Origin of the sequence: Longirhabdus pacifica (genome assembly GCF_004115085.1) — a bacterium.
Taxonomy (GTDB): domain Bacteria; phylum Bacillota; class Bacilli; order Paenibacillales; family DSM-105158; genus Longirhabdus; species Longirhabdus pacifica.
The window spans coordinates 96,369-112,015 of the sequence record NZ_QXJP01000010.1 but is presented as its reverse complement, the minus strand read 5'-3'; the positions used below and the strand labels follow the sequence as shown (position 1 = coordinate 112,015).

Sequence of the window (15,647 nt, the reverse complement as noted above, 5' to 3'; positions counted from 1 at the left end):
ATCAATAATTTAAATTCATCTAGATCCTTAGCACAAGATGTAAAGTTGATTCCTTTTGAATATTATAATCTTCAACTGTCCTATCATCTTCTAGTTTTTTACCTGCAAAAATAAGGGTTATACTATCTGGGTTTAATCCTTCTTTCCAAGCAAGATCGTATTTAACTTCACGTATAGTAGAACCATGAATAACACCCAATCGAATTGTTTTTCCTGAAATAGTTTTTATATTAATATAAAAATGCCTACCTCCAAACTCTTCAGCAGAAGATATTTTATCCTTATTTGGATTGGAGTTTTCAGCAAAAACAGCAGTACTTGACAACAAAAGAATACTTGATAATAAAATAGTAATTAATTTCATTCCTTTTAATTTCATATGAATTCCACCTTTTTAGTTTAATTTAATTGTTTCATTAACACGAGCTATAACATTGCCAATAGTATTACACTATTACTAATAAAAAAATTTCGCGAGATCTCTTTCAAATGTAACATCATATCATGTTCTACAATTCTCAAATTGCTTGTCTAAATAATAACCTTTGTTGTTTTAATGTTCTAAGGGAACCTTCCATCTATTCATTCTTTTGCTTTTACATGAATTTCACCTCCTTGAGTAAAACTTAATTAATTGTTCATTTAAATAAAATTATAACATATACTTTTGTAATTACAATATAATTCGTTAAATTTTCTGTAAATTTCCGATTTAATTGTAATTATGGTATCGTAGTTATTCAAAAGCTATGTGCTTCATTAATTATCTTCACACGTTCTCATCATTGGTTAGAAACTCCAATTTGCTTGTTTATTGATTAAATAGAATTTGAGAATGGCGGTTTAAAGACCTGTCATTTTTGTTTGTATCACATTTAAATAAAGTAGTATATACGGTAGGGAAGTCCTAAAAGATTTTAGATATATTTACATGTGTTTTGCAAAGATTATTCTTTTGTATTATTCTTAACCCATATCAAAAAAATGAAAAAAAGACAAGTTTAAAAAATACTAATGAAAAGACTGGTAGGTGAAAACAGTGGATAGAGTGGTACATAAACTACGCGAAATAGATAAGGGACAAGTAGGATTAGCTATATATTCAACTAAAGAACAGCAGCATAAACTTACATTAAATCATGACATTGTAGTTCCACTAGCATCATCAGCAAAAGTGGCAATAGCATTTTGTATTACAAAATGGGTAAGTGAAGATTTGTTAAGTTGGACCGATATACTTAAAGATATTTCTTTTAACACAGAAGAAGATAGCATTGAACTGTATCCCCATTTGCAAAATAGGAGTTCACTTACTTTAAGTGAAGGAATTGAAGTGATGATTGCTTGTCATGATAGTAATGTTGCTAAATGTATTGTTAATTTTTGTGGTGGATGGGAAAAATTAAATCAATACATTCAATTCTACTTTCCAACAATTAAAATATGTGAAAACGCAAGAGACATGGAAAACAAGGCACAACTGGATCAAATGCTAGAGTTGATGATACACATATACAAAGGTTATCAAACACAACCACTGATATGGACACCTATAATAAACGGCCTTGTGAGACAAAGGGGAGGTATAAATCAAATTCCGATACACCATCTAAACCATATGACAGGCGGCTTAAAAAATGTTGTAGTTGATATAGGTATCATGGGCGACTTCAATAAAAACCCTTATATCTTTGCATTAGGCGCGACCAATTTACCAGATAGATATAATAGTCAGATAGCTGACAAGAAGATTGCTGAAGTAATGACTTTACTTTATCAGGAGTATAAACAGCAATAAATAGTAGTATTTGTACTTTTATTTCCCGTTGACAGGGGTTAGTGATTACCTTGCCAGTATTGTAATTCCTAGAATAAACATCCATCTAGATGTTACAGATTGTTTATTGTATCTTCTTCATTTTATCCATCACTTGCTTACTTCGCTCCGTTAAGGAGCCTTGAACTGTCACTGTCTCGATATCAAAGTCTCCCATCAAATCGTACAACAAATTATTTACTTCTTCTCGAAGTTCGGGAAAATCAGAGCATCCGATCAAATCAGGCCTTTCAATGGGCACAAAAACAAAAAGATCAATGTCATGTATTACACTTTCCACTTCTCGATGCAAGGATTGTAAATCATCATGATCACATTCGTTTTGAGCTTGAATATATGCAAGCAAATCAATAGGACATCTGTCGAAAATCACATTTCCTGTATGACTGGTAATTTGCTCTACAGACAAGTTGAATTGCAAAATATAATCATCTATGGAAGGTGTTTCAGGAAAGGAATGTCCTTCGTATACTAATTGATAATATGGTTCTTCTATCAGTTCAAAATGTGCAAGTGATTTACTCAAATGCTCTGCTAACGTAGTCTTTCCCGTTCTATGTGCACCCATTATCGCTATTTTCATGTATATCTCCTTTTTTTGATTATATGTATTTTAGATTTTGCATCAAGTATACACTGTCCATGTCCCATGTTAAAAATCAACAATGAGATCAACATTTTTATGAAAAATGATATTATCTAAATTTTTTTCTTCTATAAATACAATTCTCTTGTCAGATCTATCATCTTGTACCTTGAAAAACCAAGCTTCTTTCTCATCGGTTCCACTGTGATTGTAAATGACTTTGTGTTTGGAGAGAAGGGTGTATTCTTTTATGAATGACTCTATTTGCTTAACAGTTGGAAGATCAGCTTCAAGGATAGGTTGCTGGGCAGAAATTTTTATAATATCATCTCTGCAACTTTTATGCTTAAATCGATCTAACTTTACAATGTATATATATTGATCGTCAAAGTAAGCATAGTTGTCTGGATGGCAGGTGTTCCATTCTGTTTCTACAAATCCAATTTCATTTAATTCGTCTTTTTCTGCATGGGCTAAATCAGCTACAACTTTTTTTGAAGGGGGAGCATTAGATAAAGTAATTAAAAAACTGACCAAAGAAATTGCCAATATGAAAACGATCCATATCGTTAGTTTCAACCATTTGTCCATATCTAGTTCAACCCCTTATGTTCTCATCACATTAATACTGATCATCACGAAGGTATTGTGCTGCATCGTTTTCTTTCTTCATCATTTCTTTCAAGTAAATCTCCGTCGTTTCTACTTTTTTATGCGCTAGCGTTTGTTGAATAAAGAGCAGGGGAGCGCCTTGTTTATGTGCTTCTTGTGCAAAGTAATGACGAAACCAATGCGGCGTTACATTCCCTTGCTTATATTGTAAAAAAGGAAACTGCGTTTGTTTAATTATTTTCGTTACATACTTAGATAAATCACTAAAATGATAACTGTTTCCGCGGTTTGTTGTAAATAATGGGGTATCATCTGACGGATCTAGTAGGGGAGAGAGCCCTTTTCTCTGTCTCAACGTTTGTAACCTATCCATCACGATTTGCTTTATTAAAGCATGCCTTACTTCATTTCTTTTTCCTTTCACTTTTAAATAAAACGCACCTTGTCTACTATCGTAATATATATCACGCCATGCTGCTGTAGCAACTTCTTGAATGCGTAATCCCGTCGTTGCAAGCAACGTAAGTAAAGCATGATGGAGGGGGTGATAGGCGTAATAATCAATTAACTGTTTGACTTCCTCGTAGCTGAGATAACGATCTGGACGATCTTCTTTGTGTACTTCACTACTTAAAAAAGCAGTGTGAAGTTTTCGCTCAATATAATCGACTTCATATAACCACTTAAAAAAACTTTTCAGAACAACAACTTTTCTCGCTAACGTTGCTCTCCCATAACCAACTTTACCATTTCGTAGCGGCACTTCGTTTTTCAGCCATTGCTGGTACCGTTTCATATGACGTGGCTGAATACTTTTTAGTAGAGAAGCATCGTTGTAGTGTTGTACATCTTGTTTAATAAAAGACGATTCCTTATGCAAATGTGTATAAAACTGATATAGGTCTCTGATGTACTCTTTTTTTGTATTTTCTTTTTTATCATACTCGACATGAAGATGAGAAGGTTTATGTATAAAGGTATAGATCATCATTTCATCTGTGAAGTTAGTGTATGGTATATGTTCATTTCTTTCGTTATCATCCATGATGATAGACAAAGCATTATAATATTGATCTTCATTTAGAAAATCAATAAAGTTCTTTTTTAACACCGTTAACTTTTGTTCCTGATTATATAAGTGTATCACTGTAGAGCTTTGCTTAGTTTCCATTAACATATTATGTCGAAACTCCTTTAGTAACATGATCAAGATAGATAAGGTTTATTATACCACAATATACCTTTTTATTTTAATATAAAATAATGATTAATATGATTTAACCCTAAAAATAGTTCATTTTTAGGGTTTTAACCATGATAATATAAAATAATGATATTTATCATTGTTAATCTATACTATGTTTTATATACAGTATATATTTATATAGTTGTATGGTACAATGGAATATAATAATATAGTAAATAATTCATATCATGCAACATCAGATGTACAATGAGTAGAATAGATTGCAAGATACAAAGATACATAAAAGACTTATGAAGATCACATCAAAGTGAGGGGAAAAGATTTGAATACAACTACACCATCTTTTGAACTTGGACTGACAACGAAAGAAGTCGCACATCGCTTACAAGTGAAAGAGCAGACGATATACAACTATGTGAAAACGGGAGAATTACAACCATGGAATAAAGATACGTGGAAAATGGACGGCACGTACTTATTTAAAGAAGAGGAAGTAGATAAAATAGAAAAGAAGGTTGAAAAACCTGGTTTAACCACAAAGGAGATACGAAGTAGATTAGCAGAGAAAAATATTCATGTATCTCCATCTACAGTCATTAATAAAATGAAATCAGGGGAATTACCTGCTATCAAACAATCTTATCGAAATTTGGATACGTATTTCGTGCAGGAAGATATATTACAACAACATCTACACCTTTTCAAAAGCAATAGAGAAAATAAAACTGTATTTCACAATAAAAAGACAGGCTATTTTATTTTCCAATCTTTCAAACACAAACAAAGTGGGGAGTTATCGCGTATCGTCTCTTTTGATGGTGTCAACGGTATTGTTCGAACGGAAAATGAAGAAGAGTTCGACATACACCAATTAGAAATGCTCGGTTATGTACCGCTTACTTCGCTTTCCGATAATTATGAGATCAATCGTAAAAGAGGGGTGATTTCTTTCTCCTTTCCCAAACCGAAAACGATACATGCTCTCACTTATGAATGGATAGAAAAAATAATTGTAGCAATGGGGCCTACAGCACTTAAACTTGAGATGACGCACACAGAAATTTCACTACAAGTTAAACCTTCATTTATACGTGTTTCTACTATTATAATAGAAGAAGGATTTCAGTTTTTACAGCGCAATAAAATAGATGGGGAATTAATGTTACGACCAAATGGCATTGTATTCCAAAGCAATGAAGCTCCTTTTATTGCATATGGATCTAGCAAACTAAAGTCACAAATAAAGCATATTGCCGAACAAGAAGGAATAACACAGGAACAATTCATTATACAAAGCCTAGAAGAAGCAATACGAAACAGACAGTAAGTTACAGTAAAAACATGGGAGGAGAAGCATTTGCGTGTACTAATCGTAGATTAAATCAGACGGTTAGTACATTTTGCTTTTATTTACTACAAGTATGTTTTTATTTTACAAGTTATGTTATATAATAGCCATTATCATCACAGTTCACACTAAGTGATATACTACGTTTTTTTGAGAAAAGTCATACCATCTCATGGGAAGGAAAAAATGAAATGAACACCAAAAAACAAGATGTTAATCCACCATATTACGCTGTTATTTTTTCTTCACAACGCACACCAGGTGACAATGAGTATGGGAAAATGGCAGAAAAAATGGTGGAATTAGCTTCACAACAAGAAGGCTTTATAAGTATAGAGAGTGCTCGTGATGACATGCTAGGCATTACGGTTTCCTATTGGAAATCACTAAAAGATATAAAAGCATGGAAAGAAAATGCTGCACATCAAATGGCACAAGAAAGAGGGAAGAAAGAATGGTATGCTAGTTATGCTATAAGAATAGCAAAAGTAGAAAGACATACCTTTTTTGAATAAAAATAGCGAAAATGAATTGGAATGACATGATTCATACTTTCATTACGTCATAGGAGATGAATAAAATTTGTTAAAAGGAAATCATATTTATATTAGATCATTTGAGCCATCTGATGCTACTGAACTTCTAAACTTACAAATCAGAAACAAAAGTTTTTTTGAAACGTATGCACTAGATAGAAACGAGGATTTTTACACTTTAGCCACACAAGAAAAGCGAATAAACCAGCAAATTCAACTTGAAAAAGAGGATGCTAGTTATCATTACGGTATATTTTTAAATGAAAGTGATGCCTTAATTGGTACCATTAATTTATTTGACATACAGAGAAGTGCTTATCAAAGTGCTTTCATCGGTTATTTCCTTGATAAATCGCACAATGGTAAAGGATATACAACAGAAGCCGTTAAACTTTCACTTCACTATGCTTTTCATGAATTGAAATTACACCGAATTGAAGCAGGTGTCATGCCACATAATATAAGATCCATTAGAGTGCTAGAGAAAGCAGGATTTCACAAAGAGGGCATTGCCATCAAAAACGTTAAAATTAATGGGAAATGGGAAGACCATCAAGTCATGGCGATCATTAACCCGTTGGATTAAAAGGAGGGAGTCAACAATGAAATGTTCATTAGGAGATACGCAAGTATATTATGAAATACATGGCACTGGAAAGCCTATTATCATGATTCATGGATTCACTCCAGATCACCGCCTTATGATGGGATGTATGGAACCTATATTTAAACATAAAACAGAATTTAAACGGATATATATTGATTTACCTGGCATGGGAAAAACTTCAGGATATGATCATCTCCAAAACGCAGATGATATGTTACAGATCGTTTTAGATTTCATTGATGAGATTATCGGTGATGCATCTTTTATGATTGTGGGTCAATCTTACGGTGGATATATTGCACGAGGTGTTATTGCTCATAAAAAAGAGCAAGTCGAGGGGGCAGCATTTCTTTGTCCTGTTATCATTCCTGATGGAGAGAAGCGAACCTTACCGCATCATGTTGTTTTTGAGCGAGATGAAACATTTTTGGAACAACTAAGTAAGGAAGAGCGAACAGATTTTGAATCCATGTGTGTGATTTTAAATGAACAAGTTTGGCATCGGTATCACGATGAGATCTTAACAGGAATAGACATAGCAGATCATAGATTTCTAGAAAAAATAAGAGAAAATTACGCTTTTTCATTTGATGTAGATAAACAGATAGATATGTTTCATCGACCTACACTTTTTATTACAGGAAAACAAGATGCAGTAACTGGTTATGAAGATGTATTTCATATTCTTCCTCATTTTCCGCATGCAACGTTTACTGTACTGGATGTAGGTGGTCACAACTTGCACCTTGAACAAGCTTCATTATTGGAGTCGTTGATAGATGAGTGGTTGCAGAGGGTCCAACCATCTAAAGAAATGAGAATCACATAACAACTAAAAAGTGAAAAAAATATTTTTTTTGTCAGATATGAAGCAAGTTTAAAGGAGAGGGATAAGATGTCAAATGATTACAAACAAAATAAACGATCCAATACAGATAAGACAGTACAACAAGTGCAACAAACACACCAGCTAACCATTATTGAAACAAGTGATATACACGGCAACATCTTACCTCACTGGTATGGTAACAATGAAGCAATGGAGATGGGAATGGCTAAGCTTGCTACCATCATTCATGAAGAAAGAAAAAAAGACCCTCATTTGCTGCTTATTGATAATGGAGACTTGTTGCAAGGAACTCCGCTAACATACCATCATGCCAAGTATAACCACCACAAACCGAATCCGATGATTGCCATATCAAATTATTTACAATACGATGCTGCTATCATTGGCAATCATGAGTTTAACTATGGCTTGCCTTATTTAGAACAAGCAGTAAAAGAGTCTCAATTCCCATGGCTTTCTGCTTCCACTTTACATAAAGAAACATCACAACCTTATTTCGGACAACCATACATGATTAAAGAACTTGAGAACGGGTGTAAAGTCGGCATTTTAGGTTTAACGACACATTACATTCCAAATTGGGAAAACCCCAAACATATTAAAAAGTTAGCTTTTGAAGATGCATTACAATGTGCAAAGAAATGGGTGCCTGTGCTTAAAGAAAAAGAAAAAGTGGATATCGTTATCGTTTCCTACCACGGTGGATTTGAAAAAGATCTAAAAACAGGGAAAGAAACAGAACCGTTAACCGGCGAAAATCAAGCTTACCAAATTTGTGAAGAAGTTAGTGGAATTGATGTATTGTTAACTGGGCATCAACATCGTGAATTAATAGATGAAGTTCATAACGTTCTTATTGTGCAGCCTGGACATCAAGCACAACGCGCAGCAAAAGTTACCTTACAACTTATTAAAAATGATATAGGTTGGCACATAAGTGAAAAGAGCGGGGAACTATTAAGTGTGCAAGGCATACCAGCAGATCCCACTGTAATTAAAATGACGGAACCTTACGAAACAGATACACAACAGTGGTTAGATAAGCCCATTGGTGAAGTTGCAAACAACAAAGATATGCTAATTACAGATCCATTTGAAGCAAGAATAAAAGAACATCCATTCATACAGTTTATTAATGTCGTTCAAATGGAAGTTTCAGGTGCACCGATCTCCTGTACATCCTTGTTTGATAATCGCTCACTTGGCTTTCCGACTCACATTACGATGCGTGACGTCGTTTCCAACTATATTTATCCCAATACATTACAAGTGATCAAGGTGAGTGGGAAGGATATTAAAGCAGCGTTAGAACAAACTGCGGCTTACTTTGCTCCATACGATGGACGGCAAATAGAAGTGAACCCTACTTATTTAGATCCAAAACCGCAACATTATAACTATGATATGTGGGAAGGGATAGAATACACCATACAGGTACAACGTCCGATCGGAAAAAGAATTGAAAGCATCACATACAACGGCAAACTTTTAGAAATGGATGAACACTATGACGTCGTCATGAACAATTACCGTGCAAGTGGTGGAGGAAACTATGATATGTTTCAAGGAAAACCGATTGTAAAAGACATTCCGCTTGATGTGTCGGAAATTATTGCAGATTACATCATAGAAAAAAAGAAAATTGACGTTTCCGTGAACCATAATTGGAAAGTGATTGGTTAAATAAAGAAAATATATGTCAAGTTAGTTGACGCTACATGATAAACATGCTATCCTTGTAGACGTTTGTACATTTTTTTGTACAATGCTACAACCAACTTCAAGTTTAAACTACATAACGAAAAGGATGGGTGTTCATGAGCAAAAAAGAAAATTATTTAATGTCAAAAGACTTGTTGCCTGTTAAACACAGTGACAAGAAGATTGGTAGTTTAGGTTTCGCCTTCATCTGGGTGGGGATGGCCGTGTTACTTGCAACATTCGCTATTGGTGGAAATGGAGTGGAACAGTTATCTCTTCCATGGGTCGTCCTCGCTACCATTATTGGATCTATTGCTATTGGAACTTTCATGACACTGATTGGGGACATCGGAATTGAGCATGGTTTATCATTCCCTGTGTATATGAGAGCTCCATTTGGAACGATAGGAACACATATTCCTTCTTTAATTAGAGGTTTAGCAGCTTCATGTTGGTTTGGTATTAATACATATTTCGGCGCTTCTGCGATTAATGGTATTTTATCTGTGCTTACAGATTACGATAATTGGTTTGCTTGTTTTATTATTTTTGCTTCGTTTCAAGTGATCAACACTTCTCTTGGTATAAAAGCAGTAGAAAGATTTGCTAATTTAGCTGCTCCTATCATCATTATTATTTCAGCATGGATGTACACCACTTTATCTGATAAAGCGTTAGAACAAGGAAGAGAAGTATGGGCTTGGGTAGAAAGTCCGGTTACTGGTAGTGCTGCGGTTACCGCTTTTATTATTGTCATTATGGCTAATATGGGTTTTTGGGCGACATTAGCGGCGGACATGCCTTCCATTTCCCGTTTTATAAAAGCACCACAATATGAAAGAAATTGGTTTAAAAGAAATAAAGCGTCCCTTACAGGAAACTTATTTGCCCTCACCGTCACGCAAACTTTCATGGTGATTATCGGTGGCGTATCTTATATCGCCGTTAAAAATTATGATCCCGTTATCGCGCTTCAAGAAGCTGCAAGTGGCATTATACTTGGGGTATTACTGCTTATGATCGTCCTGGCACAATGGTCCACGAACGTATCAGCAAACCTGATTCCTGCTGCAACTATTTTTTCTAACATTGGCGGGCCGAAAACACCTTTTTGGGTAGGTGTTGTGATGGCCGGAGTCATTGGAATTTTAGTTCAACCATGGGAACTATTTGATATTATCATGCCTGCATTGCTTGTTGTTGGAGGTATTTTATCTGCTATCGTAGGTATTTTGTTTGCAGACTATTATTTACTACGAAAAAGACAAGTCAATGTACCAGATTTATATCGACATCAAGGTCAATATCATTATTTAAAAGGATTTAATGTAGCGGGACTCGTAGCATGGGTACTTGGTGGCGTCACTTCTTATGCTTTATCCTCGTATTCTTTTGTTGTCGGTTTTAGCGTCGGAGCAGTAAGTTATTATATACTTGCAAAATATTGGTGGTTTGTTAAATATAAGCAAGCAGAAATTGAACAGCCAAATGAACAGCGTTATCTAGGCATTACGGTGGGTCGTGATTGGATCATAGATGATGAACATAACGTAGAAAAACCATTACAATCACCTAGTCATGAGCATAAGCAAGCAAACGCCTCTTTCTAGACGTATCATACATGGTTATACAGAAATGAAATGAGAAGCCTAAAAACCTTTACTCCCTTGTAGTAGCGGTTTTCTAGGTTTTTTTATTTTATTGATGTGATGTTGGGTGTAAGCGCCCATTTTTGAAGCAAATAGTCATTCGCCTACCCCATATCATGTCATGCTACATAAGATATATGACATGATATTATAAAAGAGGAGAAGATTACATTGATACTTTTACGCAAAGTAATTGTAAGAAAGAGCTTAGGATATGGTTTGATGGAAGATATTGAGGAACCACAACAAATAAATACGACAAAAATGAAAAGAAAAAAAAGACAAACCACAAATAAAAATGGTTCAAGTAAAAACATTATAGATAAAAATAGTAAAGCAAAAAGAAAAAAAATTACCCCTAACAGTGAGAAAAAATCAAAAAAAGAAAAAGTAGCATCACAAGACAATATCATTGCAACAATGAATGAAAAGTTGCATGAGAAAGAAGGTGAAGAAATAGTTTCAAATATGTCCCCTTTAGAAGTAGAAACGTTACAGCAAAACGGGGATGACCAATACGAAAGCGAAACAGAAACGAAATTGAAAGAGGAAGAGGGTAAGGAAGAGAAGAAAGAGGATGAAAACTTGAAAGTAGAATTAGAAGAAAAGATGACAAAAGAAGAAGATCCAGTTATAGATAAAGTCATAGAAAATGAAAATCAACAAGACGAAACAAACATAGACTCAATTGCAGAAACTGTAAGTGAAAAAACAGAAGTTAACAGCGAAGAAGCAGTGTACAAATGGTTGGTAGAGGATGATGGGAATTGTAAAGTCGGTAACAACTGTTTACCGAATGAACATGGGATAGCTACACCATCCAAAAAAGGGTATCGCGTTATAGCACGAATGGGAAAAAATCAAATTCTTGTATTGTTCAATAATACTCATAAAAACCAAGTAAAAGAAAATGAAAATAAAGCGAAAAACGACAAAGAAGAGAGAGCAGTGTATTCAGATAAAGTGCTTATACAGCTAGAAATGATGAATGCCAAGCTTTCACAAGCTCTAGAAAAGACAATCTAAGTAGTAAATTTAGTCCGTAATGAAAGTCATCGATATCATTGCAATATCATAATGGTAATGAGTTCAATTCAATTAGAAGAAATACATGAACTTGCCATTATGATATTTTTCCATCATACAGCTTCATCATTAACCTTACATATAATGGAATAGGAAACCTATCCTCTGACAGAAGGAAGGGATATAGACTTACTTATTTGAGTATCTTATAATAGTAATATCAAACAATAAAAATCATCTTGGGAGGGACTACTATCAATTTCGATGCTATCAATTTTAAAGAAAAATTGTCGAATTTCAATGAACACTGGTCACCAAAAATTATTGCTGAAATGAATAACTATCAATTTAAGCTTGCTAAAATTCAAGGTGAATTTGTATGGCATGATCATAAAGATACAGATGAAGTATTTATCGTATTAGAAGGTGAAATGTCCATTGCTTTCCGAGATAAAGAAGTTAAACTCTCCAAAGGCGAAATGTTTGTTGTACCAAAAGCGGTGGAACATAAGCCTTATGCCGAAAAAGAATGCCATATTATGCTAGTAGAACCTAAAGGCGTTATCAACACAGGGGATACTCATTCTGAACTAACTGCTGAAAATAACGTATGGATTTAAACCCCTAAGTTATTAATAATATTAACTTTTTTTATGATTGTTGTTGGTTCAAGATTGAAATAGAGTTTAAAAAGAGACCTACTTTTTTGACATTATGTTGAGAAATTAGGTCTTTTAAGCATTTCAAAACCACGAAATAGTAAGAATACAATAAATGATAAATCATATATTTATATTTGAATTTTCTAGATATTTTAAATGAATAATTTAAGTAAATATAAATTTTATGTTTAACAATATAAAAAATTACTTTTAAAACTATAAACTTAACGTATTATTTCAATTATTTTGACTATAATTGTCTAATCTTAACACAAACAAAACAATTCTTTGATATGATAGATGATAGGATAGAGAGTAGAGAAACAACTTATCTAACTTTAGGAGGAATGTAAATGTTTCGAAAGTCATTAACCAAAGGATTTTTAGCAACAACAGTTCTACTAGGTACACTGTGGGGAGGAGTGGCACCTACTGCATTTGGTGAAGGCCCATTAGACCCAGCACCTTACATTGAAGCAAGAGGTAATGTAAACGATAAGAAAGTATTGTTTGACAACACGCATGGACAAACAGCAGGTGCTGCAGATTGGGTTATTGATGGAGGTTTTTCTGATTTTGCAGAAGGACTAGCAGATAATGGTTACTATGTTAAGGAATTAAGACAAGAAACACCAATTACTTACAGCGATCTTCAGGATTATGATGTCTTTGTTATTCCAGAAGCAAACATTCCTTTTAAAACATCTGAGCAAGATGCAATGTTGGAATATGTGAGTAGTGGAGGAAGTATTTTCTTTATTTCTGACCATTACAATGCAGACCGTAATAAAAACCGTATCGACTCTTCTGAAATTATGAACGGTTATCGTAGAGGTGGCTGGGAAGACCCTACTTTCCAAATGAATGATGAAGAGAAAGAAGCGATGCAAGGAGTAGAAAGTTCTGATTGGTTAGGAGAAAACTTCGGTATTCGCTTCAGATATAATGGATTAGGTAATGCAAAACCAACAAATATAGTGGCACCAAGTGAGAGTTTTGGTATAACAGAAGGTGTAGAACTAATTACGATGTATGCAGGTTCTACGTTAGCGATTTTAGATAATACAAAGGCAAAAGGGATTGCTTATGTCCCAACAGGTGTAGAATCATGGAAGTATGCCGAAGACGGCGGTGTATATAACAATGGTGGTATCGAAGAAGGACCATATGCTGCAATTTCTAAGATGGGTGAAGGGAAAGCTGCTTTCATCGGAGATTCTTCCCCGGTAGAAGATAACACACCTAAATACTTACGTGAAGAGAGTGGCACAAGCAAAACAACGTATCCTGGTTTTACGGATGAGGATAATGGAACGTTACTAGTAAACATTGTAGATTGGTTAGCAACACCAGAGAGCTATACTAGTTTTACAGAAACAGATAGCTTTTCATTAAGTCCGGTAACAGCACTATATGATTTTGAAATACCGCAAAACTCTACTCAAGAACCATACAATGAGCCTTGGCAAGAACCTGCTCCTGGTTATAAATGGTATGACCGTACTACATTCAAACCAGGTTCTTATGGATACGTTGAAGGCGACGGTGGCGGAGATGATGGAGGCGGTGACGGAAGCCCAACAGATAAAATTTTTATCTCTGAATATATCGAGGGTGGAAGTCTGAATAAAGCAATAGAAATTTATAATAACACCAATGCAGCAATTGATTTATCTAGCTATAAATTAGAGCTTTCTAATCCAGAAACTGTCGCTTTGAGCGGTACAATCGAGGCGGGAGAAACATTTGTTATTGCACATTCCGAAGCAAATAGCGATATTTTAAGTGTTGCAGATATGACAGCTGCTAATTTGAATTTCAACGGAGACGATGCTGTAACATTATATAACGGATCAGAAATAGTAGATGTAGTAGGCATACAAGGAACTACTTTTGCTAAAGATACTACATTGGTGCGTATGAGTAATGTTACGACAGGACAAACAGCATATGACGCTTCCGAGTGGGATGTTTATGGGAAAGATGTTTCAACAGATCTAGGTATGCATACTATTGATATGGTAGCATCTGATCAAATCTTCATTTCCGAGTACATTGAAGGTAGCAGCAACAACAAAGCAATAGAATTGTATAACGCTTCAGATGCTACCATCGATTTATCTAGCTACACGTTAGAACTTTCTAATCCTAGAAGTATTGCATTAAGCGGTACTATCGAAGCTGGTGAAGTGTTTGTCGTAGCACATTCGCAAGCAAACAGTACCATTTTAGCAGAAGCAGATATGACACATCCAAACCTTGAATTCAATGGTGATGATACTGTAATACTTATGGATACAGCATCAGAAACAGTTGTAGACATGCTTGGTTTTGGCCCAAAACAAGAATATGCTAAGAACACTACATTAGTTCGCATGGGTGATGTAACGACAGGATCTACAACATATGATGCAACACAGTGGGATGTGTATGCAGTAGACACTACTACTAACCTTGGTTCTCACGATATTGGTGGTGGTTCTAGTAATGGCGGATTATTTGTATCTGAGTACATTGAAGGTAGCGGTAATAGTAAGGCAATAGAGTTGTACAACGGTACGAATGTAGCAATAGATTTGTCCAATTACACATTAGAACTTTCTAACCCTAGAAGTATTACATTACAGGGTACTATCGCAGCTGGTGAAGTATTTGTCATTGCGCATTCCCAAGCTGACAGTACGATTTTAGCAGAGGCAGATATGACACATCCAAACCTTGAATTCAATGGCGATGATACTGTAACACTTATGGATACAGCATCAGAAACAGTTGTAGATATGCTTGGTTTTGGTCCAGCACAAGAATATGCTAAGGACACTACACTAGTAAGAAAGCCATGTGTTACAGCTGGAACTACTTCTTACTTGGCAGCTGAATGGGAAGTATATGCACAAAATACTTTCAACTATTTAGGTTCTCACTAATCTATTTATTCTCACATATGGTAAGATGATATTGAATATATAGATAATAGAATATTCAAATTTGCTTGTATAATGTAATAATTTGTCCTATCATGGATA

General features: G+C 34.7%; 14 protein-coding genes. 10 read left to right on the top strand and 4 right to left on the bottom strand.

What is annotated here, in order from left to right; genetic code table 11:
- Positions 1-19: 19 nt before the first annotated feature.
- Positions 20-379, bottom strand: a complete 360-nt coding sequence (locus D1Z92_RS09805; protein ID WP_128895491.1) for a ubiquitin-like protein — start codon at positions 377-379, stop codon at positions 20-22.
- A 660-nt stretch (positions 380-1,039) separates the two neighbouring features.
- Here D1Z92_RS09805 and D1Z92_RS09800 point away from each other — a divergent pair.
- Positions 1,040-1,798: a serine hydrolase gene (locus tag D1Z92_RS09800; RefSeq protein ID WP_128895490.1), complete on the top strand. Its 759-nt coding sequence runs from the start codon at positions 1,040-1,042 to the stop codon at positions 1,796-1,798.
- A gap of 103 nt (positions 1,799-1,901) precedes the next feature.
- On the opposite strand, the gene D1Z92_RS09795 is transcribed toward D1Z92_RS09800, so the two are convergent.
- The 3 genes from D1Z92_RS09795 to D1Z92_RS09785 all read right to left on the bottom strand — a co-directional run bounded on the left by D1Z92_RS09795 (position 1,902) and on the right by D1Z92_RS09785 (position 4,212).
- Entirely contained in the window at positions 1,902-2,420 is a 519-nt protein-coding gene (locus D1Z92_RS09795) for an ATP/GTP-binding protein (RefSeq protein WP_128895489.1), read from the bottom strand.
- Between the two features lie 69 nt (positions 2,421-2,489).
- Positions 2,490-3,014: a hypothetical protein gene (locus D1Z92_RS09790; protein ID WP_128895488.1), complete on the bottom strand. Its 525-nt coding sequence runs from the start codon at positions 3,012-3,014 to the stop codon at positions 2,490-2,492.
- Between the two features lie 31 nt (positions 3,015-3,045).
- Positions 3,046-4,212, bottom strand: coding sequence for a tyrosine-type recombinase/integrase (locus D1Z92_RS09785; protein WP_164931551.1), 1,167 nt, complete (start codon positions 4,210-4,212; stop codon positions 3,046-3,048).
- 352 nt (positions 4,213-4,564) lie between these two features.
- Here D1Z92_RS09785 and D1Z92_RS09780 point away from each other — a divergent pair, with 352 nt between their 5' ends.
- The 9 genes from D1Z92_RS09780 (at position 4,565) to D1Z92_RS09740 (ending at position 15,548) form a co-directional block, all read left to right on the top strand.
- Positions 4,565-5,569 carry a helix-turn-helix domain-containing protein gene (locus D1Z92_RS09780; RefSeq protein WP_164931550.1) on the top strand — a complete coding sequence of 335 codons (1,005 nt, stop codon included), beginning with the start codon at positions 4,565-4,567 and terminating at the stop codon, positions 5,567-5,569.
- Between the two features lie 212 nt (positions 5,570-5,781).
- Positions 5,782-6,105, top strand: a complete 324-nt coding sequence (locus tag D1Z92_RS09775; protein WP_128895485.1) for an antibiotic biosynthesis monooxygenase family protein — start codon at positions 5,782-5,784, stop codon at positions 6,103-6,105.
- Positions 6,106-6,172: 67 nt separating this feature from the next.
- Complete coding sequence (locus D1Z92_RS09770; RefSeq protein WP_128895484.1) at positions 6,173-6,712, top strand: GNAT family N-acetyltransferase; 540 nt, start codon at positions 6,173-6,175, stop codon at positions 6,710-6,712.
- 16 nt (positions 6,713-6,728) lie between these two features.
- Entirely contained in the window at positions 6,729-7,562 is an 834-nt protein-coding gene (locus tag D1Z92_RS09765) for an alpha/beta fold hydrolase (protein WP_128895483.1), read from the top strand.
- Between the two features lie 66 nt (positions 7,563-7,628).
- Entirely contained in the window at positions 7,629-9,266 is a 1,638-nt protein-coding gene (locus D1Z92_RS09760) for a bifunctional metallophosphatase/5'-nucleotidase (protein ID WP_128895482.1), read from the top strand.
- 134 nt (positions 9,267-9,400) lie between these two features.
- Positions 9,401-10,894 carry an NCS1 family transporter gene (locus D1Z92_RS09755; protein WP_128895481.1) on the top strand — a complete coding sequence of 498 codons (1,494 nt, stop codon included), beginning with the start codon at positions 9,401-9,403 and terminating at the stop codon, positions 10,892-10,894.
- A 210-nt stretch (positions 10,895-11,104) separates the two neighbouring features.
- Positions 11,105-11,959: a hypothetical protein gene (locus D1Z92_RS09750; protein WP_128895480.1), complete on the top strand. Its 855-nt coding sequence runs from the start codon at positions 11,105-11,107 to the stop codon at positions 11,957-11,959.
- A gap of 254 nt (positions 11,960-12,213) precedes the next feature.
- Entirely contained in the window at positions 12,214-12,579 is a 366-nt protein-coding gene (locus D1Z92_RS09745) for a cupin domain-containing protein (RefSeq protein WP_128895507.1), read from the top strand.
- 395 nt (positions 12,580-12,974) lie between these two features.
- Complete coding sequence (locus tag D1Z92_RS09740) at positions 12,975-15,548, top strand: lamin tail domain-containing protein (protein ID WP_128895479.1); 2,574 nt, start codon at positions 12,975-12,977, stop codon at positions 15,546-15,548.
- The last annotated feature ends 99 nt before the right edge of the window (positions 15,549-15,647 follow it).